Raw genomic sequence first — 20,991 nt, forward strand, 5'->3', positions numbered from 1 at the left:
CGCAATAAATGACCATTCGCCACCTGAAAACCGCCCGTTCCGAAGCTGCCCGCGCCGAGGATGATGCCAAGGTTCGTGCCATCGTCGAAGACGGGTTGAAGGCGATCGAAGCCCGTGGCGACGCAGCCGTGCGTGAAATGGCCGAAAAGTTCGACAACTATAGCCCCGCAAGCTATCGCCTGTCGGACGATGACATTCAGTCTATCATCGCCAAGGTCTCGGACCGGGACATGGCCGATATACGCTTTGCCCAAGATCAAGTCCGCAACTTCGCGCAGGCGCAGCGGGATTCCATGCTTGATATCGAGGTGGAGCCGTTGCCCGGCGTGATCCTTGGCCACAAGAATATCCCAGTGCAATCGGTGGGCTGCTACGTGCCCGGCGGCAAGTTTCCCATGGTGGCATCCGCCCATATGTCGGTCGCCACCGCCAGCGTCGCCAAGGTGCCGCGCATCGTCGCCTGCACCCCGCCGTTCAAGGGCGAGCCGAACCCAGCGGTAATCGCCGCGATGCATATGGGTGGCGCGCATGAAATTTATGTTTTGGGCGGCATTCAGGCTGTCGGCGCGATGGCGATTGGCACCGAAACGATCGAGCCGGTGCATATGCTCGTCGGCCCCGGCAACGCCTTCGTCGCCGAGGCAAAGCGCCAACTGTTTGGCCGCGTTGGTATCGACCTGTTCGCGGGCCCGACCGAGACCATGGTGATCGCTGATGATACCGTCGACGGGGAGTTGTGTGCGACTGATTTGCTGGGCCAGGCCGAGCACGGCTACAACTCACCTGCAGTCCTGCTAACCAATTCTGAAAAGCTGGCGAAAGACACCTTGTCCGAAATTGACCGCTTGCTGAAGATCATTCCCACCGCCGACACTGCATCAAAAAGCTGGGAAGATTACGGCGAGGTGATCCTGTGCGACACTTATGACGAAATGCTGGCCGTCGCCGACGATATCGCCAGCGAGCATGTGCAAGTCATGACCGACCGCGACGATTGGTTCCTTGAACATATGACCTGCTACGGCGCGCTGTTCCTTGGGCCGCGCACCAATGTCGCCAATGGTGACAAGGTGATCGGCACCAATCACACGCTGCCGACCAAAAAAGCGGGGCGGTATACGGGCGGGTTGTGGGTCGGTAAGTATCTGAAAACGCATAGCTATCAGAAGATCACCACTGACGCTGCCGCCGCCGAAATTGGCGCCTATGGCTCGCGCCTCTGCCTTCTGGAAGGGTTCGTCGGCCATGCCGAACAGTGCAACGTCCGCGTGCGTCGTTACGGTGGCGTTAACGTGCCGTATGGCGGAGCCGCACCTTATAAGGACGCCGCAGAATGAGCCTGCCCAAGACTCCATCTTTCAATCTATCTGGCAAACGCGCATTGGTCACGGGGGCATCCTCGGGTATTGGTTTGGCGTGCGCAGTCGCGTTGGCCGAAGCCGGGGCGGACATCACGCTGGCCGCGCGGTCAGTCGGCAAGTTGGAAACGACGGCGCAAGAGATGCAAAACGCCGGGTTCAACGTCAGTATTCTGCCGCTGGACGTGTCGGACGTAGCAACCCTGCAAGCGGCGGTGGCCAAGGCAGGGCCGTTCGACATTCTGGTGAACTCTGCCGGACTTGCCATCCACAGCCCTGCTTTGGACACCCAAGAGACTGATTTCGACGCTGTGTCGGACCTGAACTTCAAAGGTGCGTATTTCCTGACGACGGCCGTGGCCAAGGGCTTGGTCGCAGCGGGTAGGCCCGGATCTTTGATCAACATTACCAGCCAAATGGCGCATGTCGGCGGCATCGACCGTGCCGTCTATTGTGGCACGAAACATGCGGTGGAAGGCTTCACCAAGTCGATGGCGATTGAATGGGGGCCGTTGGGCATCCGCGTCAATACGATCTGCCCGACTTTCATTCGCACGCCGCTGACCGAAGCGACGTTTGAAAACCCCCAACGGGTCCGCTGGATAGAAGAAAAAATCAAGCTTGGGCGCGTGGGCGAGGTCACTGACATCATGGGGCCGGTGGTCTATCTGGCGTCGGATGCGTCCGCCTTGATGACTGGCACCCATATGCTGATCGACGGCGGATGGACGGCAGATTGATGGCGCGCAAAATCACCTCTCTTCAGGTCGCTGAACGCGCAGGGGTCAGCCAATCGGCCGTCAGCCGGGTGTTTACCCGTGGCGCATCGGCGTCACCTGCGACCGTGGCAAAGGTGAAAAAAGCTGCCGCCGAGTTAGGCTACCGTCCCAACGCAATGGCGCGCGCAATGATCACCGGCAAAAGTCGGATGATCGGGCTGGTGGTCGCCTATCTGGAAAATCAATTCTATCCTGAAGCGGTGGAGCGGCTGTCCAACGCGCTGCAAGAGCTTGGCTATCACGTGCTGATCTTCATGGCGTCGCCTACGGCGGGGGATGGGGTGCAATCGGTGATGGAGGAGATCCTTGATTATCAAGTCGAAGGGATCGTGCTTGCCTCAGTCTCCATGTCCTCCAGCCTCAGCTCCCGCTGCGCTGAACACGGCATTCCTGTCGTTCTGTTCAACCGCGAACAAGACGACCTGCGCATGTCTGCGGTCACCACCGACAACTATGGCGGCGGGTTTGCAATCGGCACCCATTTCGCCCAGCAGGGTCACAAACGCATCGGCTATATCGCAGGCCATGAAGAGGCGTCGACCCAGCGTGACCGCGAGCAGGGGTTTCGCGACGGGCTGGCCGCATCCGGGCTGGATCTTTCCATGCGCGAGGTTGGCAACTTCCTGTATGATACCGCCCGCGCCGCCACGCTTGAGATGTGCGCGGGCAAAGATCGCCCCGACGCGATTTTCGTCTGCAATGACCACATGGCCTTCGCCGTGATGGACGCCTTGCGCTTCAAGCTGGGCTTGCGGGTGGCAGAAGACATCAGCGTCGCAGGGTTCGACGACGTGCCGATTGCCGCCTGGCCTGCTTACGATCTGACCAGCTATCGCCAGCCGATCAACCGCATGGTGGCTGAAACGGTCGAGGCGTTGATGCAGCGCATTGAAGACCCGACGCGCCCCGCGCATCGGGCGAAACTTGAAGGGGTGTTGGTCCTGCGCGGGTCGACCGCTTCGGCGAAGGGATAGGATATGCGGGGCTTTGACAGCAAATGGCGTGACGTGCCCGGTTTTATCATCGGGATCACCAAGGAGATTTGGGAAGACCGCGAAATCGGCTCCCTGCGCAAACGCTATGCAGATGGGCTGATTGTGCGTTCCCCGGCATCGGTGGTGGTCGACAATTCGAACGTGATTGCAGCGACCATGGCGACGCTGGCCGAGTTTCCTGACCGCGAGTTGCTGGGCGAGGACGTGATCTGGTGTGACGACCCTGACGGTGCGACGAAAACCTCGGACGCTTACCTGTCCTCGCATCGCTTGTTTTGCACCGCGACGCACACCCATCCGGGTATGTATGGCGCGCCCACAGGGCGGCGGCTCGCCTATCGCATTTTGGCGGATTGTGCGATCCGCGACGACGCGGTGTATGACGAATGGTTGGTGCGCGACCAGTCGGCCATCGTGCACCAGATGGGTGCGGATCTTGTCGACTGGACCCGCGATCTTATCGCGCGCGAAGGTGGGCCTCAGCGTTGTGTGCAACCGATGACCCCCGCCAATGACGTGGCAGGGCCTTATACGCGGCGGGGCAATGACAACGAATGGGGCCAGCGTTACGCTGACACGCTGCGCGCGATCATGGCCGCCGACATGCAAGTTATTGCGCACCGTTATGACCGTGCCTGCGCGCTGCATTACCCCGCCGGGCACGACGCGATGGGTTGGGCCGAAGCAGACCACTTTTGGATGAGCCTGCGCGCGGCATTTCCTGATGCGGATTTTACCATCGACCACGTGATCGGGCGAGACGATCCGCTGATGGCGCCACGTGCGGCTGTCCGCTGGTCGTTGCACGGCAAGCATTCAGGCTGGGGCCGCTTTGGCACACCAACGGGTGCCGAGGTCTATATCATGGGGATCAGTCACGCCGATTTCGGCCCCTTCGGCACCGGCGATCCAACCATCCGCCGCGAACACACACTGATCGACGAAACCGCGATCTGGAAACAGATATTGCTTCAAACAGGGCTGCACGAATGAAGGGTTTTTCAAACCAGTTCAATGACTTGCCGGACTATATCCTGAAGATCACCAAAGAGATTTGGGAAGATCGCGGCTTGGCAACTTTGCACCACTATTATGGCAAGGACATCCCGATGCGCTTTCCCTCGGGGCTTGTGACGGGGAACGCCAGCGTGATCGACGGAACGCTCGCGACACTGGCCGAATTTCCCGACCGTTACCTGCTGGGCGAGGATGTGATTTGGTCGCAAGAGGGCGATCGATATCTGTCGTCTCACCGGATCGTAACGGGCGGCACGCATACGGGCCACGGGGCGTTCGGGCCGCCGACGGGCAAGGCGTTTCAGGTCCGCACCATCGCCGATTGCGCGGCCAAGGACGACGTGATCGACGATGAATGGCTGATACGCGATGTGGGCGGCGTTGCGCGCCAGCTGGGGTGGGACCCCAAGGATTATGCCGCGTGGCAGATTGAACAGGAAGGCGGGCCGGACAAGTGCACACGGCCCTTTCACCCATCCCATGACGTGACTGGACCTTACACGGGGCGGGGAAACGATAACGAATGGGGTGGGAAGCTGGCCGATATCCTGCAACGGATTATGGCCAAGGACTTCACCGTCATCCGCAGCGAATATGACCGCGCGGTCTGCACCGAACATTGGGGTGCGCGCAACGGCTGGTCGTGGGACTTCTCAGAGACGGACTGGATGCGCCTGCGGTCGTCCTTCCCTACCGCGACCTTCGAAATTCATCACCAGATTGGTCGCAGCGATCCGGGCACGCCCAACCGCGCCGCCGTGCGCTGGTCGCTGACTGGCAAGCACAGCGGCCCGGGCTTTTTCGGCGCGCCCACGGGAGCCGAGGTGCATGTGATGGGCATCACCCACGCCGAATGGGGCGAATGGGGCCTGCGCCGCGAATTCACGCTGATCGACGAAGTGGCGATCTGGAAGCAGATATTGCTGCACATGGGGGAAAGTTGATGCAACGTCGCGCGCGCACTCTTCGGCGCAGGCACGAGTACCTGGCCAGCCGCCGTGCGCGCAGACTGAACCTGCGACCACCAAGCAGATTGGACGGCGACATAAACCTATCCCCACAGAATTTCAGTCAGGAACACATCAAATGACACCTCAAGACATGGAAGCTCGCATTGTTCGTTACGGCGATCTGCAACCGTGCAAAACCGCCTTCATCGACGCCCATACGCCGGGCAGCGACCAGAAGGAAAACTTCACTATTATCGGCGGCGGGGTCTCTGAATCCCCCGACCAGCACGTGCATATCGCGATCCCGCACGGGTTCAACATCGGCGCGGCGGGTCAACCGCCCAAGTGTCGCAACTCCTTACATGACCACCACACAGCCGAGGTGTTTTTCGTGCTCAAAGGCCGCTGGCGCTTTTTCTGGGGTCGCTGGGGCGATGCGGGCGAAGTGACGTTGGAAGAGGGCGACATCTTCAACATCCCCACCGCCATCTTCCGCGGGTTCGAGAATATCGGAACAGACTATGGGATGATCATGGCGATCCTTGGCGGCGACGATGCCGGTGGCGGTGTCATGTGGGCGCCGCAAGTGATCGAAGACGCCGCTGGCCACGGGTTGGTGCTGGGCGAAAACGGCAAGCTTTATGACGGCAAGAAGGGGCAAACTCTGCCCGATGGTGTGAAACCGATGCCGCTGATGTCGGCGGCTGAACTGGCCAAGCGGCCTGAACCCACCACCGCTGAGGTGCTGCCCAACCACGTCGCTCGTTATCTGGATATGATGGCGCTGGCGGACAAGAAACCCGTAAAGGTGATTGGGGAAACCGGTCTGCTGCGCGACAAGCCGGGCTTTGAGGTGGACTTGATCACCCGTAGCTCTGCCAGCGAGACGATGCATCAACATGATAAGCCGTCAGTGTTGATGGCGATGCGTGGGCATTGGCGGGTCAATTGGGACGGAGGCTCTGCCACGCTTGCCCCCGGTGACACGATGAGCGTGCCGGAAAACCTGCCACATAACGCGCTGCCGTCGATGAGCGGCGAAGCATCACTGTATCACGTGGTCGCCACAGGTGATCCCGCCGGGCTGACCTGGACAGGCTAACAGATTGCATCGACCCTGAACGTGGGGTCGATGCGCACGCAATAGACCGTTGAAAGGGCAATCATGAGCAAAGTTCTAACAACCCATGTGGGATCGCTGCCGCGCACGCAAAATGTGGTGGACTATATCTTCGCCCGCGAAAACGGCGTGGATTATGACCCGAAAGCGTTCGACGCGGCGATGGCCGATGCGGTCAGCGACACCGTGGCCAAGCAAAAGGCGGCGGGCGTGGATATCGTCTCGGACGGCGAGACGTCGAAGATCAGCTATGCCACCTATGTCAAGGACCGCTATACCGGGTTTGACGGGGACAGCCCGCGCAACGCGCCTGCGGACCTGAAACAATTCCCGAGCTTCCTGAAGCGGCTGGCCGACGATGGGGGCACGCCGCAATATGCGCGGCCCATGTGCGTCGGCGAGGTGAAGTCCAAGGGGCAGGGAGAGCTGGAAAAGGACATCGCGAACCTCAAGGCTGCGATGGCGGAACATGGCGTCGAGCGCGGGTTCATGAACGCGGCGTCGCCGGGGGTCATTTCACTGTTCCTGCAAAACGATCACTACCAAACACGCGAGGCTTATCTGGCAGCGCTCGCCGATGCGATGAAGGCAGAATACGAGACGATCGTGGCGTCCGGCCTTGATCTGCAACTGGACTGCCCCGACTTGGCGTTGTCGCGGCATATGCTGTTCAACGACCTGTCGGATGACGAGTTTCTGAAGGTTGCGGCCAGCCATGTCGAGGCGCTGAACCACGCGCTGCAAGACGTGCCTGCTGACAAGGTGCGCGTGCATATCTGCTGGGGCAACTACGAAGGCCCGCATGTTTGCGACATCCCGATGGCGAAGATGTTCGACACGCTTATGGCAACCAAGTCGCGCTATGTTCTATTCGAAACGTCCAACCCACGCCATGGGCATGAATGGTCCGTGTTCCGCGACCGCAAGGCGGATATTCCTGATGACAAGGTGCTGGTGCCCGGTGTGGTGGACACGACGACGAACTTCGTCGAACACCCCGATCTGGTGGCTGAGCGTATCGGGCGGTTCGTGGATATCGTCGGGGCGGATCGTGTGATCGCGGGCTCGGATTGCGGCTTTGGCACCTTCGCGGGCTTTGGTGCGGTGGACCCTGACATTGCCTATGCCAAGTTGGGCGCTTTGGCCGAAGGGGCGGCGTTGGTCCGATGACGCCGCTGGTTCTTTTGCCCGGAATGATGTGTGACGCACGGCTGTTTGCGCCACAGATCGCTGCGTTCTCAAGCGCGCGGGCGGTGCAGGTTGCGCCGATTGGCGCGTCGGATAACATGGCCGACCTGGCGGCAGAAGTTTTGGCCCACGCGCCGCCGCGCTTCGCACTGGCCGGGCTGTCGATGGGCGGGATTGTCGCGATGGAGGTGTTTCGCCAAGCGCCCGACCGGATCGACCGGATCGCATTTCTGGATACCAACCCCAAGGCCGAGGACGCCGCCATCGCCAAAGGTCGCGAGCCGCAGATCGCGCGTGCCAAGGCAGGTGAATTGCGCACGATCATGCGTGACGAGATGAAGCCGCGTTATCTGGCGGCTGGGCCCGGGCGGGACGCGATCCTTGATCTGTGCATGGACATGGCCGAAGCGCTTGGGCCGGATGTGTTCGTGCGCCAGTCACGCGCGCTGCAAACGCGGCCTGACCAACAGGATACTTTGCGCGCGATCAAGGTTCCGACACTAGCGCTGTGCGGGCGGGAAGACACTTTGTGTCCGATCCATCGCCACGAACTCATCTGCTCGCTTGTGCCGGGCGCGACGCTTGAGATCATCGAAGGTGCCGGCCATCTGCCGACCCTAGAGCAACCCCAAGCAACCAACGCGGCCTTGAGCCGCTGGCTGGAGGCACCATGAAGGACAGTTTGCTTACCCTATTGCGCCGCGTCGACACACCGACGGTTTGCAACGCGATTGAAGTCGCCCAAGGCCAACGGGGCTTTGATGGGTTCACCCGTGGAACGATGCTAATCAACGAGCCGACAGGCGTGGTCGTAGGCTATGCCAGCACCGCAAAAATCGCCGCTGTGTCACCGCCCAGCGAGCCGCCAGAGGTCATCAAGGCGCGCCGGATGGCGTATTACAAACAGATGGCAGACGCCCCTGCCCCTTCGGTCTGCGTGATCGAGGACGAGGATTTCCCCAATGCCATCGGCGCATATTGGGGCGAGGTGAACACCACCATCCACAAAGGGTTTGGCATGTCCGGCACGCTGACCAACGGGGTCATGCGTGATCTGGGTGATATGGCGGCAGACTATCCGGTGGTAGCGGGCAGCGTCGGGCCAAGCCACGGTTTCGTGCACGTTACCGCATTGGACGTGCCGGTAACGGTGTTTGGGCTGACAGTGCGCCCGGGCGATCTGGTTCACGCCGACCGCCACGGTGCTGTGGTTGTGCCGCCAGAGGTGGTGGACCACCTCGAAAGCGCGATCGTCAAGATGCAGGACACGGAACATCTGGTGCTTGGTCCCGCCCGCAAGGAAGGTTTTGACTTCGCGGCGTTCGAGGCAGCTTGGGCAGCGTTCGAGAAGGCGCGGACGTGACGGTGATTTGAAGTGCCGTTGCGTCATATATCATCGCGCATGTCGTCTGGCTTTATGTCTGTTTCCATTTGAGCCTGCCCGACGTTGGGGTGATGCGGCCGCACTTAGAGCCGCTTGTCCTCGTAATGCTATTGCAGGACACCCGGCAGCGAAAGGTCGCCCGAGGCGATGTCAAATACATCCGTGACGCACAGAAGCGGGGCGTGGATATTGGCGTTGACGCGCAATGCAGCGGTCACTCCGTCATAGGTCGCGCCAGCCAGTTCGACATCGCTGGAAAAGCCGACGGTTAGTTTGATTTCTGGCCCGTCGAAAAGCGGGGTGAAGCCGGGGCTGTCCAGAAAGATCGGCAGGCCGGGCCACGTCGCTGGCATTTTCGGGGTTTCGCCTTCAGCGATATCGCGCACGGCCAGCGCTCCCGGTCCACAGTTTTCCGTTGGCGTCAGCACGACCCAGTGAGAGTGCCAGATCAGGCCGTCATTGGCAGGGTCGCCGTCCTGATTTTCGTCGACAAGTGGGGTGTCGTCAAAGTCGGGGTGACTTGTTGCGGCAAGAGCAAGGATGCCGGTTTCGCCTTCAAACCCGACAGCGGCCGGATCAAGGGAAGTTGGCCAGACATAGGAATGCACAGGCGCATCACCAAGCGCGCCGACCGGTTCTGGCGTGTCTGCACCCGCGACGCCATTCGTGGTCATTTGAAAGGTTACCTGATTGGCCGCGCGATGTGCGTGGGCGGCAAGGATGTCGAACGAAGCGACGACAGCCTCGTCAGGTTGTGACAGCACTGCACCATCTTGATGGACCGCGTGATCACCATCGGCGAAGGCTGCTGAAGCGGTCACGGACAGCGCAAGGATCGGAAGAAGGGTTCTGGTCATGGTCTAGGCTCCTGTGTTGGATTGTGTCAGCATTATAGTAGCGAGTCGCTATTATTGCAATGATGATATCGACTCGCTATAAAAGGTCATGAAATCAAATGAACAGATACGCGCACTGATCAATCGGCTGAGTCGTTTGGACGCGGCACAGAACTGGGATGGCGCGCTTAATCCCGCGCAGCGCGCGGCAGTTGACTATCTTGCCCGGGCCAATCGCTTTTCGCGGTCGCCTTCGCATGTTGCTGACTTTCTGGGAACCACGCGGGGGACAACGTCGCAAACGTTGAAAGCGCTGATGCGCAAAGGGTTTGTTTCCGAAGAGCGGTCCAGCACAGACAAGCGGTCAACCAGCTATCATTTGACGGATATGGGCCGCAGCGTGGGTGGAACCGGATCGCTTTTGCTCGCCGCCCTGGAAAAACTGCCCCAGAACGATCTTGCAAACATCGAGGCGTCGATGCGGCGCTTGCTGAACGCGGCTGTGCGTGAGAATGGGTTAAAACCGTTCGGCATCTGTCGCACCTGCCTGCACTTCAAGCCCATGGAAACCGGCGGATACTGCACGCTTTTGCGTGTGGCGCTAAACGATGCAGAGACCGAACAAATATGCCATGAGCAAGTGCCCGCATGATGACCACGATTGACACATACGCGATTGAAGGGCTGTTCGTGGGTCCGGCCCGGAACCGTTGGCCGGGTAAACCTGCCTCGGCCATCGCCAAGACCGCCATCAAGGGTCCGCAGTCCTTGACCCTGACCGGGTTCAAGAAGGATCAACAGGCAGACTTGGCAGTGCATGGCGGACCAGAAAAGGCCGTGCATCACTACGCCGCCGATCACTACGCGGATTGGCAGGCGGAAGGTTTGATTGCCCCAAACACCCGCCCCGCAGCGTTCGGCGAAAACATCTCAACCACGGGATTGCGGGAAGATAGCGCCTTTATCGGCGACATCTTCCGTCTTGGAACAGCAATCGTTCAGATAAGCCAAGGACGGCAGCCTTGTTGGAAACTGAACCTGCACACGGGCCAGGACCGGATGGCCCACCTGTTCCAGAAAACCCTTCGCACCGGATGGTATTACCGAGTTCTGGAGGCGGGTCATGTCTGTCAAGGAGATCAAATTCAGCTGATCGAACGGGTGCAACCGAAATGGACAGTTGCCGCGGTGACCGATGCGCGATTGACCAAACATATTGCCCAAAACGATGCAAAGGAACTGGCGGAGCTGTCAGAGTTGGCATTAGGCTGGCGCAAGGCATTTTCAAGAATGGCAGACGGAAACCTAGCGGAAGATACATCCAAGAGGCTGGGCTGACCGTGCCTGCTGGCTGAAGTTCAGATGATGTCCAGCTATCGCCGCGACGACTCGGGCTTTACCGGTGAGCACAATTTTCACAACAGCCACTCTATCGGCAACACTCCGATCAACACCATGGCGATCTGCTGGAACCATGTCGCGCCAGGTTCTTCCTGATAGATCACCGTCTTGCTGTCGCGTATGTGCTCTTGCCATACCATCTTGGCTTCGGGTGTCAGTTCCGGTTGATACGTCACTGTTTGAAGCGGACCATCGAAGCCGTCACTGACCCGCTTTGCAAGGGTTGGGCTGTCGATAAGGAAGCCCATCTCGCAATTTAGCGTGGCCGAGCGTGGATCGAAATTAAACGATCCGATGAAAATACGTGTCCCGTCCATGGCAAAAGTCTTTGCATGCAAGCTTGCCCCTGACAGGCCGAAGGGCTTGATCTGAAGTTCAGCCTCTGGCGTCATCTCGCCGCGCAGCTTCAATTCATAGAGACTGACGCCCGCCTCCAGAAGCTCGCGGCGATACTTGGAATACCCGGCGTGCACCATAAGCACATCGGTGGTGTTCAGAGCATTGGTCAGGATGTGCACGTCTTTCCCAGCGCGGGCAAGGTTTGCAAAATACTCCGTGCCGGGCTTTCCGGGAACAAAGTAGGCGGAAACGAGATCAAGCCGATGTTCAACCTCTCCTAGGATTTCACCCAATCGTGTGATCATCAGTTGGTCACGTGTGGCGATACCAAGGCCCTTGACCGGATCATCTGCCACGAGTTGTACGTTTGTCCACTCCATCGCGGCGGCGCCTTGTGCATAGCGGTCCAAACTGCTTTGCACGACCTCGTTGAAGTTGGCCGCTTCGGCGCTTGCTGTCACGTCAGCAACGCGCGCCTGAAACGCGGCCAGATCATCGGAGCCGCCGATGATATGTTCCACTTCGAAGACCGATTCGCTGTTCCAATACTCATCGAAGACCGCCGCCGTTTGCGGAACAATCGCACCCGTCGCCAAGACGTCCATATCGACATAGAAGACATCGTCACCGACCTGAAAATACTCGTTCCCTATGTTGCGCCCGCCGATAATCGCGGTGGCACCGTCGGCGATGAACGACTTGTTGTGCATGCGGCGGTTCATGCGAAGAAAGTCGAATGTGTATCCCAGCATCTTAGGGCTGCGCACAGTGGATGGGTTGAACAGGCGAACCTCAAAATTGTCGTGCGCGTTTAGCGTTGTCACGAAGCTATCAAGACCGGGGATGCCATTGTCGTCCAGCAGCAGCCGCACCCTTACACCGCGCTCTGCCGCCTGACGCAAAGCTTCAAGAAGCAATATACCCGACGTGTCATCATGCCAGATATAGTATTGCGCATCTATCGAGCGCTTGGCCGTCGCGGCCAGAGCCAGTCTGCTGGCCAGAGCGTCAGTTCCGTCCTGCAGCGGGATGACGCCGGACTGGCCGGGGTGTTCGACGGCACCGCCAACCATCAGCCGTCCAAGCAGGGTATTGGGGTCAGCCGGGATCGCAAGACTGTCAGCGCGCCCAGAGATGTCGGGCAGCGGAAAAGCAAGTCGCGCCGCGAAAACCGCGATGGCGAGGACGGCAACGAGTGCTGTGAGAAGTTTTAAAATACGTTTCATACTGGCATGTTAGCGACAAGGACGCTGCACACCAAGAACCGCGATGTGTCTGAGCCGAATATGGTCGGGCTTTAGAAAGCATGCGCCTTAGTCTGCAAGCCGGAAGTTTCGATAAGGCGCAGTGGTCGTAATCCGTCGACACGTTCAAGACATCATGGCATCCCGCGACCGCAGGATCTTTGTTCTTGGCGCTGGCTGCGTCAATACTGGATATTTGCTGATCGAATATTGCCGTAAGCTGGGGTGAGTTTCAGGCCAGAGGCCACCATTTTTCGTTCCATCGCGTCAATAAGCGCTGTCCAGGCCACCGGCTCAACCCCGAAGCTCGTCTTGAAGTGGGCCGGCAAACCGTAGAACTGTCCAAGCATGGCAAAGGCAAGGCCATCACCCTTGTCGGCAGATTGAATCTGTTTGGTAATTTCCTTGACCGCCATTTCGATCTGCTTGCGCGCTCTCTCTCTTCTGGCGGGGTTTTTCACCAGTGACCCAAAGTGCTGGTATGCAACCACCACGGCCAACGCGAGAGAGACTGGCTGCTGCGAATACCGCTCTGATACAGCCTCTGCGAAACCGTCACCAGATTTCAAATGCTCCTCTATTAAGGTGAAAACTTCGCTGATGGCATCGCCCCAAGATCGACCCGCAGCAGCCTTCTCCAAAGCTTCACGCCCTCCATGACTTTCAGCGATCCACGAAGAGAGTATCAACACCGACGCCAATCGTTTTCGCTCTTGCCAAAAGGCTTCAAGCAGGTCGGCGAACCGCTCCGCGTTGATCGGTGCAAGCGACATCGCTTCTATGAAATGGATATGCCGCAACGTGTCCGGATCACGCCCTGCGGCCGCCAATTTCGCAGAACCGTCAACCAAATCAAGTTCATGTACGAAAGCTTCGTAGTCGCCATCACATAGGGCTGCGAGCGCTTTGACTGATGCCGCCTCTGCGACGCTGTCCATCTTGTCGGCTTCTGCGCAGGCCCGCGCGTTGCGGCCCGCCGTCAAGAAATACAAAGCGCGGTTGAACCGATCATCGTCGTCTCGTTTGTAAGTGATGCTTGACCACAATGCGCGGATGGGTGTGACAACGACAAACGTTGAGAGGAAGGCGTCGAGTGATCCGAGCCATGTGATCCCTGCCGCCGCCGCGGATACTTCGCTTGTAAACGCATCCCAGGTTTCGGACTTGCGCAGAACATCGACAATATCGAACAGGTCTTCGTTGATCGCGAGCGCCCGCACGGCCCGAAACAACTCCTCGCCGTTAACGGTAGGTGCGCTTGCGCCAAATGCAATGGCGGCAACGATCCGCACCATCGCCGCCGCCCCAATCGCCAATACCGTGTTGGCCGCGACATAGGCAGAAGGTGACAGGCCGGATGTCGAGAAGTTCTTCATAAACTTCCGCTGGGCCAAAAAATGCAGACCAAGCGCGACAAATCCCGCGATCTGGATCGCAACCGCCGCTTTGAAAGCGACACTGGTCTGCGTCGCTGGTGAATATTGCGCAGTCAGAAACCACGCCTGAAGGCCATGCGCCGCCAATGAAAGCAGCGGAGGGGGACAACGGAACCCGACATAATAGATTGTTCGTTCCCGCGTCATATTGTTGCGAGCCGGGGTCAGAAGAAGAACGACCAGGCCAAAAAAGATATTGAGCAATTCCACAAATGGCCAAGCGGCGGCTTCTGAAACGCGCGTCAGGCCGAATTGCGCGAAGAACCGGCGAGGCTCATTGCTTTGCACATAAGCAACAGACGCTTCTCGTAAGCCTGGATCACCGGTAACGCCTTTGGCAATCATGGACGTCTGATATCCGATAGTGATCAAGCGTAAAGCTGCACCAATAACGAACGCCCAAATCGACGTTTCCTGCCAGCCAATCGCCCAAAAAACGGTCATCGCCAAACCCAGGATGATCGTCCCAACCATAATCGGATCCTTCCCCTGCTTTGCTGGCACTTTCGCTCTTCAGTGGAATTATCGGGTGTCGGAGTTACCCCAGTCAAGCGTGGCTAAACCTGCAGGATTTCACGACCTTGCACGGAAAACCGACCAGGCGGCAAAATGTCGAAGTTGACCGGTGGCATGATCATATCTCGGATCGTCGCGTTTCGTCCAAGGTTGAGGCGAATATCAAAGCTTCCGTGGCCTCGCTCGGTTCGATCTGTGAACCGTTCTCTTGAAATGCGGTTTGGTGATATTGACGAAAACGGCTTAGAAATAGTGACCCAACAACACTTGAAAGGTGTTTGAATGACGTTTCTCGGTATTGACCTTGGAACCTCTGGTTTGCGGGCATTGCTCGTGGATGCAGACGGCGCGCCGATCGGCGCAACGGAACGTCACTATGGTGTTGAGCACCCGCACCCGGGTTGGTCCGAACAGGATCCGGCGAACTGGATTGCTGCTTTGGGTGCTGCCGTCGATGAAATGCGCGAAACCTACCCTTCGTTTGCTGACCTGCGCGGGATTGGAGTTGCGGGCCATATGCACGGTGCCACGCTCTTGGGCGAGGCCGGAGAGGTATTGCGGCCGTGTATTCTGTGGAATGACACACGCTCTCATGCCGAGGCAACAGAACTGGATCAAGCGGACGGTGTGCGTGCGCTTTCGGGCAATATCGTCTTTCCGGGTTTTACCGCCCCGAAACTGCAATGGGTGCGCAACAACGAACCCGACATCTTTAGGAAAATCGCCAAGGTTCTGCTGCCCGCAGCTTATCTGAATTACTATCTGACCGGCGATTACGTTGCCGACATGTCCGATAGTGCCGGCACATCCTGGTTGGATGTCGGAAAGCGGGCTTGGTCGGACCGACTGTTAGAGGCAAGCCACATGCGGCGCGACCAGATGCCCCGCCTTGTGGAAGGGTCGGACGCGGCGGGCACACTGCGCAATGAACTGGCACAGCAATGGGGGCTGAGCAATGCCGTCACAGTCGCGGGCGGCGCTGGTGACAACGCGGCAGCGGCCTGCGGCATTGGCGCGCTGGATGAAGGGCAGGGTTTCGTGTCGCTTGGCACCTCTGGTGTGCTGCTGGCTGCACGCGATGGATATCGGCCCGCACCCGAGACGGCAGTGCACACTTTCTGTCATGCCATCCCCGACCGCTGGTATCAGATGGGTGTGATGCTTTCGGCGACGGACAGCCTCAACTGGCTCGCCCGTATTATCGGCAAGACCCCGTCCGAACTAACGGCGGCGCTTGGGGACAGTGTTCATGCTCCGGGGAAGGTGCGCTTTCTACCTTATCTTTCGGGCGAAAGGACGCCGCATAATGACGCCGAAATCCGCGGCGGTTTTACCGGGCTGTCTACCGGCACCACACAAGAAGATCTGACCCGTGCCGTTCTTGAAGGCGTGGCATTTGGCTTGCGTGATAGCTTCGACGCGCTCGCGGCGACAGGCGCGAAGATGGAAAAGATCATAGCGATCGGCGGCGGAAGTGCTTCACGATATTGGTTGCAGTTGATTTCGACAACTCTTGGTGTGCCGCTTGAATTACCGGGCTCGGGAGAGTTCGGCGCCGCACTTGGATCGGCGCGGTTGGGTATGATTGCATCCACTGGTGCCGCGTCGGAAAGCGTTATCTCGCCGCCAGACATTCATGATGAAGTGCGCCCCGACAAAGAACAAAGCGCCGCATTTGAAGGGGCGTATCACGCGTTCCGCGCGGCCTATCCGGGGATCAAAGCCATTCAGTAAACAGGAGCCCAACGCGCGTGCGTACAGACCGTCTCAACGCGACGAGGGCGTGCCTGCGGTTTTCTAAGCGCCGAGCTTACGCGGGGGCTGTTTTGGGAATGCTCTTTCGCGAAACCAAGTTACGCAGAAAGGACAGGCCGGTTTTGAAAGCTTGCGCGATATACTCGCTGCGCATCTGACGGGCCTTAATGATGTATCTGTCGGCATCAATCTGTGCCGGGGATACCAGGGATATGCGCGAACTCATGGTCTTTACTCTCATTTTGCACGGCAACATCGCCGATCCCGATACATGAGGCGGTGCAACGCAAACTTCAAATCATAACCGTTATGCACGCCATACATGGGGTTCCGGACGGGTGCGCTAGCCAGAAACCGCGCTAAGTTACGGCCTGCCAGCCCGGTCAGAAGACAAGCCCGTCATAGAAATCGTCAAGCTGAAGACAATTCCTTAATTGCGGGTAGCCATCGCCGCAAAACAACCCTGTTTTGCATTGTGAATATGGACGAACTCTATCTCGGTATTTTCGAATAACTTGTTCAAGCTCTGGGCAAGGTCGTCGCCATTCACAACGTCCGCATCAACCATCATTTTTTGCTTGTTGAACCCACGAACGGAAAGGACACGCCGCGCAAGAACTGCGGGAACTTCGTCAATGTCGACATGGGCTTGTGTTGCATCCTTTCTGACATAAATCGCGTGCGTGGCAGCAAAGGGTGTGCTGCCACCGAGATGTTGATAACTCAGCAAAAATAATTCCTCACCGATCTTTGCGTCTTGCAGACTTACGCGACAGGGGAAACCCGGCTGAGAATCCGCCGTTACTTTCAAGATATTCCTTGTTTTGAGGTCGGCGTCTGACAGTGAGAACAGGTCTTCGAAATACGCTTTGGGAAGTGGATGAATTTGAAAGGTCATCGGGAACTCCAATGTTAAGGTCGCAAGTATAATATGACTGTTTGCAAAACGTTCCGACCCGAACCCTGCGCAAAAAGAAGCCGACCCATGGAACTCTCGAGGGTCGGCGTTGGGATACATAGGTGCCCGGCGCGTCGCCCAGCGGCACGGGGTATGGTGGTTATCGGGCGGGTGCTCTTCTCAAAGTCTGGCAAGACCCTTTATTGCAAAGGCTTACGCTGTCAAAGATCGAAGAGGGCCAGCAGCCACGTGGGCCCCGCAAACAGGTCAGACACGCATCTGCATTGGGCCAGTGCCAAAATCAGCTTCAAGAATGTCTTGCGATGTAGAAGTCATCCACACAGGCCGTTTGAACCGAACAGCGTTGAGGGTCTGGCGGACGGATCCTTCAACCAGTCGCCATGGGCGGGTCGGTATATAGCTTACTGCTGGTGGCAATTCGAGGGTCTCGGCAACCAAAGTTATTTGCCCGATTTCGTTCGATGGAATGCTCGTTTTCGTCAGCTTCGGCCCTTCCAAGGCACCAGAAGGTTTTCGGCCTTGCTCATTAGGATGTCGATGGCAAAGCCAATGACACCGATAAGGATGATCCCCATTAACACGATATCGGTCAGTTGGAATTTTGAGGCGACCATGATCATCATACCCGCACCTTCCGATGCAGCGACAAGCTCGGCGGCCACGACGGTGCCCCAACACACACCCATTGCCACGCGCGCGCCTGTGAAAATCTCGGGCAGTGAATTGGGCATGATCACGTAGCGCATGATCTGAAACTTGCTTGCACCAAGCGAATAGGCCGCGTGAACCTTTGAGATATTCACCCCTGACACTCCTGCACGAGCTGAAATCGCCATGATCCAGAGCGAGGCCAGGAACAACAGGATAATCTTTCCGGACTCACCGATACCGAACCAAATGATAACCAGTGGGATCAGGGCGAGTGGAGGAACCGGACGCATGAATTCTACGATCGGTTCGAACCAGCCGCGGAACCAATTGGACAATCCCATCGCGTATCCCAGCGGGATGCCCAAGAGCGCACCAAAGAAGAAACCAGCGATCACCCGAAATAGCGAATAGCCAAGGTGCTTCCACAATGTGCTGTCGCGATAGCCCTCATTTGAGATTTCGATCGCGCGGCCCACCACAGCCTCGGGCGGCGGCAGCCAGATCGGCTCCATTTGCAGGCCTCTGGGCGGCGCAAAGCTGATTGCGCCCTTGTCGGTCAGGGCAAAACGGCCCGCCGCTGTTTTGATCGAGCCGCTGTCACCGATCTCGACTCCATCAATGGCCACCACACGCGCGCCTTCACTGCGTTTGACCTCGTCGTTTCTGTCAAACAAGATCGTGGTCGATCGCGAGGCGCTCATCGCCACCGCGTCGTTTTTGGCGATGCCTTCGCCCTCTTCAACCGTGAATTTCTCAGCCGTTTCGCCAAAATCGAAAACGCGGACCGACACGGTGGCATCGTCGCGTGCGCCGTCTTCGGTTTCCAGCGTGTAGGTGAAGGAGGTATCGCCCACAAACGGCCCCGGCGCATGCAGGAAACCGGGAACCCAATCAGAACCCGTAAACGACCCCCAGATCAGGAATATCGTCGCCACCGACACAATCGACGCGATCCGGTTCGAGGTCACAGCGCTTTCGTCGCCGAACGTCACGGTTTTCAACGATGTATAATCTTGAACCGAGCGTCGCAGGAAGAACCTGACCACCAAAAAAGACACCGTGAAGATCGCCACATAGACTCCAAGGATAAGCAAACCAATCATTGCGTGTCCTCCGTGCGGCCCATGATTTCTTCTTCCATGTCCCAGATCATTTCGAGGATTTCTTCGCGGGTGTCAGCATAGCCTTCTGCATGTTTAACTTCGCGTAAATCTGCATCTACACCCATATCTGCAAAGGGCAGATTATATTCCTTGTGGATGCGGCCCGGGCGTGGGGCCATGACCAGAAGGCGTTCGCCCAACAACACTGCTTCTTCCACCGAATGGGTGATGAGGATGATGGTTTTGCCGGTTTCTTTCCAAAGTTTAAGAACAAGCCCTTGCATCTTTTCTCGCGTAAGCGCGTCAAGCGCACCAAGCGGTTCGTCCATCAAGATCACATCGGGGTCGTTGGCAAGACAGCGGGCAAGCGCCACGCGCTGCTGCATTCCGCCGGAAAGCTCATAGATCGCCTTGTCTTTGAAGTCCCCCAAACCGGTGACGTCAAGCAGGTGGTCGACATGTCCGGCCCACTCGGGTTCGGTTTGGCCTTTCATTCGCGGGCCGAAACTTACGTTGCCGCGAACGTCCATCCATTCGAACAGGGCACCTTGTTGAAACACCATCCCGCGTTCGGCATTCGGGCCAGTGACGACGTGTCCATTCAGTTCGATGCGCCCTTCCGTCGGCGCAAGAAATCCCGCGACAATGTTCAGCAATGTGGTCTTGCCGCAACCGGATGGCCCAAGAACGCTCAGCAATTCGCCTGTCTGCAACTCAAGCGAAACATCCTTAAGCGCCTGGACATGGGTGCCGTTTGGAAGGTCGAAACGCATAGAGATGTTTTCGATCGAAAGTGTGGCCATCGGACCCCTCAAGAACTCTTGTGAACAATGCGATGACGCGAGAGATTCTGCTCTCGCGTCATCGCGTTTTCTGCTTACATGCTGCCAGCGCCGGTCAGCGGACCGGTGTTTACGGCATTTTCGTAAGTCTCAAGCGCGCTGTCGATTGACCCCGCTTCCACGAAGACGTCTGCGACTTCCTTCATGTAGCTCTGGGCCGTCCCACCAAGCCAACCTTCGCCCAACTGTTCTTCGATGCTCGGAAAGCTGAAGGTCGAGATCGTTTCCATCGTGGCTGCTTCATCCATCCCCGCGTCCTTAGCGATAAGAGGCAGCATCTCTGCATGGTTCGCCTCGTCCGCCCACATGGCGTTCGCGTCTGCTGTCACTTTCAGAAACTTTGCGACCATATCGCCATTCTCGGCGACCCAGCCTGCCGGGCCAGATGTGACATCAAAAACAAGAATGCCAAGCGCGGTCTTTTCATCACCGGATAGAAGCACGTTGCCATGTTCAAGCGCACGGCGCAGCGAACCGCCCCAGCCACAGAACATATCAATCGCGCCTTGGGCGATAGCAGCCGCACCATCCGGTGGATCCATATCGACGACGTCCATGCTGGCGACATCAACACCAAAATGGCTCATCTGCTTCAGAAACCCGTAATGCGCAGCTGTCCCGAGGGGTACCGCCACTCGTTTTCCGGCCAGTTCTGCGGCGTTTGAGGCGTCGATCTCAAGCTCGGACCGCACGACGCAGTTATCATTGTCTGCATAGCTGACCGCAACGTCGAGAATCTGAAGATCCTGCCCAGCCGAGGTGGCGACGACGAAGGGCGGCATACCCTGGCTGACTGACAGATGCACATCGCCCGACGCCATTGCGGCAGACATTTTGACGCCACTTTCGAAGCTGACCCAGTTGATGTCGACGCCGAGGGTTTCTTCGTAAGTACCCATCTGCTTGGCGTATTCAAATGGCATTGGCCATTCGAGGAAATACGCGACGGTGATTTCTTCGGCCGCGGCCTGCGTGGCGCCAAGCATCGCGGCACCAGCTGACAGCGCAGCAATTACGGTGTTTATCGTCTTCGATTTCATATCTAACTCCCTGTGGATATGTTGACCTTTCCACCTTGTTGGCGTTTAGGTCGCAGTCTTTTTTTGATCCAGCATCAACCACATTCTGGTCTTGCGAACATGAGGTCTCTTATCACGC

19 protein-coding genes are annotated in these 20,991 nt (G+C 58.0%); 12 read left to right on the plus strand and 7 right to left on the minus strand.

The window, feature by feature from the left end:
- The first annotated feature begins 8 nt into the window (after positions 1 to 8).
- From hisD to MUY35_RS09295, 9 genes are all read left to right on the plus strand, one after another.
- Entirely contained in the window at positions 9 to 1,337 is a 1,329-nt protein-coding gene (hisD, locus tag MUY35_RS09255; protein ID WP_248366447.1) for a histidinol dehydrogenase, read from the plus strand.
- The gene (locus MUY35_RS09260) at positions 1,334 to 2,098 is read left to right on the plus strand and encodes an SDR family oxidoreductase (protein WP_248366450.1); all 765 of its coding nucleotides are present in this window, start codon (positions 1,334 to 1,336) and stop codon (positions 2,096 to 2,098) included. The genes hisD and MUY35_RS09260 overlap by 4 nt, the downstream gene beginning before the upstream one ends.
- Complete coding sequence (locus tag MUY35_RS09265; RefSeq protein ID WP_248366453.1) at positions 2,098 to 3,111, plus strand: LacI family DNA-binding transcriptional regulator; 1,014 nt, start codon at positions 2,098 to 2,100, stop codon at positions 3,109 to 3,111. The genes MUY35_RS09260 and MUY35_RS09265 overlap by 1 nt, the downstream gene beginning before the upstream one ends.
- Before the next feature lie 3 nt (positions 3,112 to 3,114).
- Positions 3,115 to 4,125, plus strand: coding sequence for a nuclear transport factor 2 family protein (locus MUY35_RS09270; protein WP_248366456.1), 1,011 nt, complete (start codon positions 3,115 to 3,117; stop codon positions 4,123 to 4,125).
- Complete coding sequence (locus MUY35_RS09275) at positions 4,122 to 5,093, plus strand: ester cyclase (RefSeq protein ID WP_248366460.1); 972 nt, start codon at positions 4,122 to 4,124, stop codon at positions 5,091 to 5,093. The genes MUY35_RS09270 and MUY35_RS09275 overlap by 4 nt, the downstream gene beginning before the upstream one ends.
- A 142-nt stretch (positions 5,094 to 5,235) precedes the next feature.
- Positions 5,236 to 6,201, plus strand: coding sequence for a cupin (locus MUY35_RS09280; protein ID WP_248366463.1), 966 nt, complete (start codon positions 5,236 to 5,238; stop codon positions 6,199 to 6,201).
- 63 nt (positions 6,202 to 6,264) lie between these two features.
- Complete coding sequence (locus tag MUY35_RS09285; RefSeq protein WP_248366465.1) at positions 6,265 to 7,389, plus strand: cobalamin-independent methionine synthase II family protein; 1,125 nt, start codon at positions 6,265 to 6,267, stop codon at positions 7,387 to 7,389.
- Complete coding sequence (locus tag MUY35_RS09290) at positions 7,386 to 8,081, plus strand: alpha/beta fold hydrolase (RefSeq protein ID WP_248366468.1); 696 nt, start codon at positions 7,386 to 7,388, stop codon at positions 8,079 to 8,081. The genes MUY35_RS09285 and MUY35_RS09290 overlap by 4 nt, the downstream gene beginning before the upstream one ends.
- Positions 8,078 to 8,770, plus strand: coding sequence for an RraA family protein (locus MUY35_RS09295; RefSeq protein WP_248366487.1), 693 nt, complete (start codon positions 8,078 to 8,080; stop codon positions 8,768 to 8,770). The genes MUY35_RS09290 and MUY35_RS09295 overlap by 4 nt, the downstream gene beginning before the upstream one ends.
- A 128-nt stretch (positions 8,771 to 8,898) precedes the next feature.
- On the opposite strand, the gene MUY35_RS09300 is transcribed toward MUY35_RS09295, so the two are convergent.
- On the minus strand, positions 8,899 to 9,648 hold the full coding sequence (locus tag MUY35_RS09300) for a hypothetical protein (protein WP_248366531.1): 750 nt from the start codon (positions 9,646 to 9,648) through the stop codon (positions 8,899 to 8,901).
- Between the two features lie 88 nt (positions 9,649 to 9,736).
- Here MUY35_RS09300 and MUY35_RS09305 point away from each other — a divergent pair, with 88 nt between their 5' ends.
- Positions 9,737 to 10,279: a MarR family transcriptional regulator gene (locus MUY35_RS09305; protein ID WP_248366565.1), complete on the plus strand. Its 543-nt coding sequence runs from the start codon at positions 9,737 to 9,739 to the stop codon at positions 10,277 to 10,279.
- On the plus strand, positions 10,279 to 10,965 hold the full coding sequence (locus MUY35_RS09310) for an MOSC domain-containing protein (protein WP_248366568.1): 687 nt from the start codon (positions 10,279 to 10,281) through the stop codon (positions 10,963 to 10,965). Before MUY35_RS09305 ends, MUY35_RS09310 begins: the two co-directional genes overlap by 1 nt.
- A 77-nt stretch (positions 10,966 to 11,042) precedes the next feature.
- On the opposite strand, the gene MUY35_RS09315 is transcribed toward MUY35_RS09310, so the two are convergent.
- Positions 11,043 to 12,593 (minus strand): phospholipase D family protein, encoded by a 1,551-nt coding sequence (locus MUY35_RS09315; protein ID WP_248366571.1) that lies wholly within the window; start codon positions 12,591 to 12,593, stop codon positions 11,043 to 11,045.
- A 200-nt stretch (positions 12,594 to 12,793) separates the two neighbouring features.
- The gene (locus tag MUY35_RS09320) at positions 12,794 to 14,521 is read right to left on the minus strand and encodes a hypothetical protein (protein ID WP_248366574.1); all 1,728 of its coding nucleotides are present in this window, start codon (positions 14,519 to 14,521) and stop codon (positions 12,794 to 12,796) included.
- 324 nt (positions 14,522 to 14,845) lie between these two features.
- Between MUY35_RS09320 and xylB the strand changes: the two genes are divergently transcribed.
- Positions 14,846 to 16,297 (plus strand): xylulokinase, encoded by a 1,452-nt coding sequence (gene xylB, locus MUY35_RS09325; protein WP_248366577.1) that lies wholly within the window; start codon positions 14,846 to 14,848, stop codon positions 16,295 to 16,297.
- Between the two features lie 451 nt (positions 16,298 to 16,748).
- Here the strand turns inward: xylB and MUY35_RS09330 are convergent, their stop codons facing one another.
- The 4 genes from MUY35_RS09330 to MUY35_RS09345 form a co-directional block, all read right to left on the minus strand.
- A complete protein-coding gene (locus MUY35_RS09330) occupies positions 16,749 to 17,216 on the minus strand; it encodes a DUF1203 domain-containing protein (RefSeq protein WP_248366580.1) in 468 nt (155 codons plus the stop codon).
- A 500-nt stretch (positions 17,217 to 17,716) separates the two neighbouring features.
- Entirely contained in the window at positions 17,717 to 18,982 is a 1,266-nt protein-coding gene (locus MUY35_RS09335) for an ABC transporter permease subunit (RefSeq protein ID WP_248367233.1), read from the minus strand.
- Positions 18,983 to 18,987: 5 nt separating this feature from the next.
- Positions 18,988 to 19,794, minus strand: a complete 807-nt coding sequence (locus tag MUY35_RS09340; protein ID WP_248366584.1) for an ABC transporter ATP-binding protein — start codon at positions 19,792 to 19,794, stop codon at positions 18,988 to 18,990.
- A 74-nt stretch (positions 19,795 to 19,868) separates the two neighbouring features.
- On the minus strand, positions 19,869 to 20,873 hold the full coding sequence (locus tag MUY35_RS09345; RefSeq protein ID WP_248366605.1) for an ABC transporter substrate-binding protein: 1,005 nt from the start codon (positions 20,871 to 20,873) through the stop codon (positions 19,869 to 19,871).
- Positions 20,874 to 20,991: the final 118 nt, after the last annotated feature.

This window comes from Aliiroseovarius sp. S1339 (assembly GCF_023195695.1).
GTDB lineage: Bacteria > Pseudomonadota > Alphaproteobacteria > Rhodobacterales > Rhodobacteraceae > Aliiroseovarius.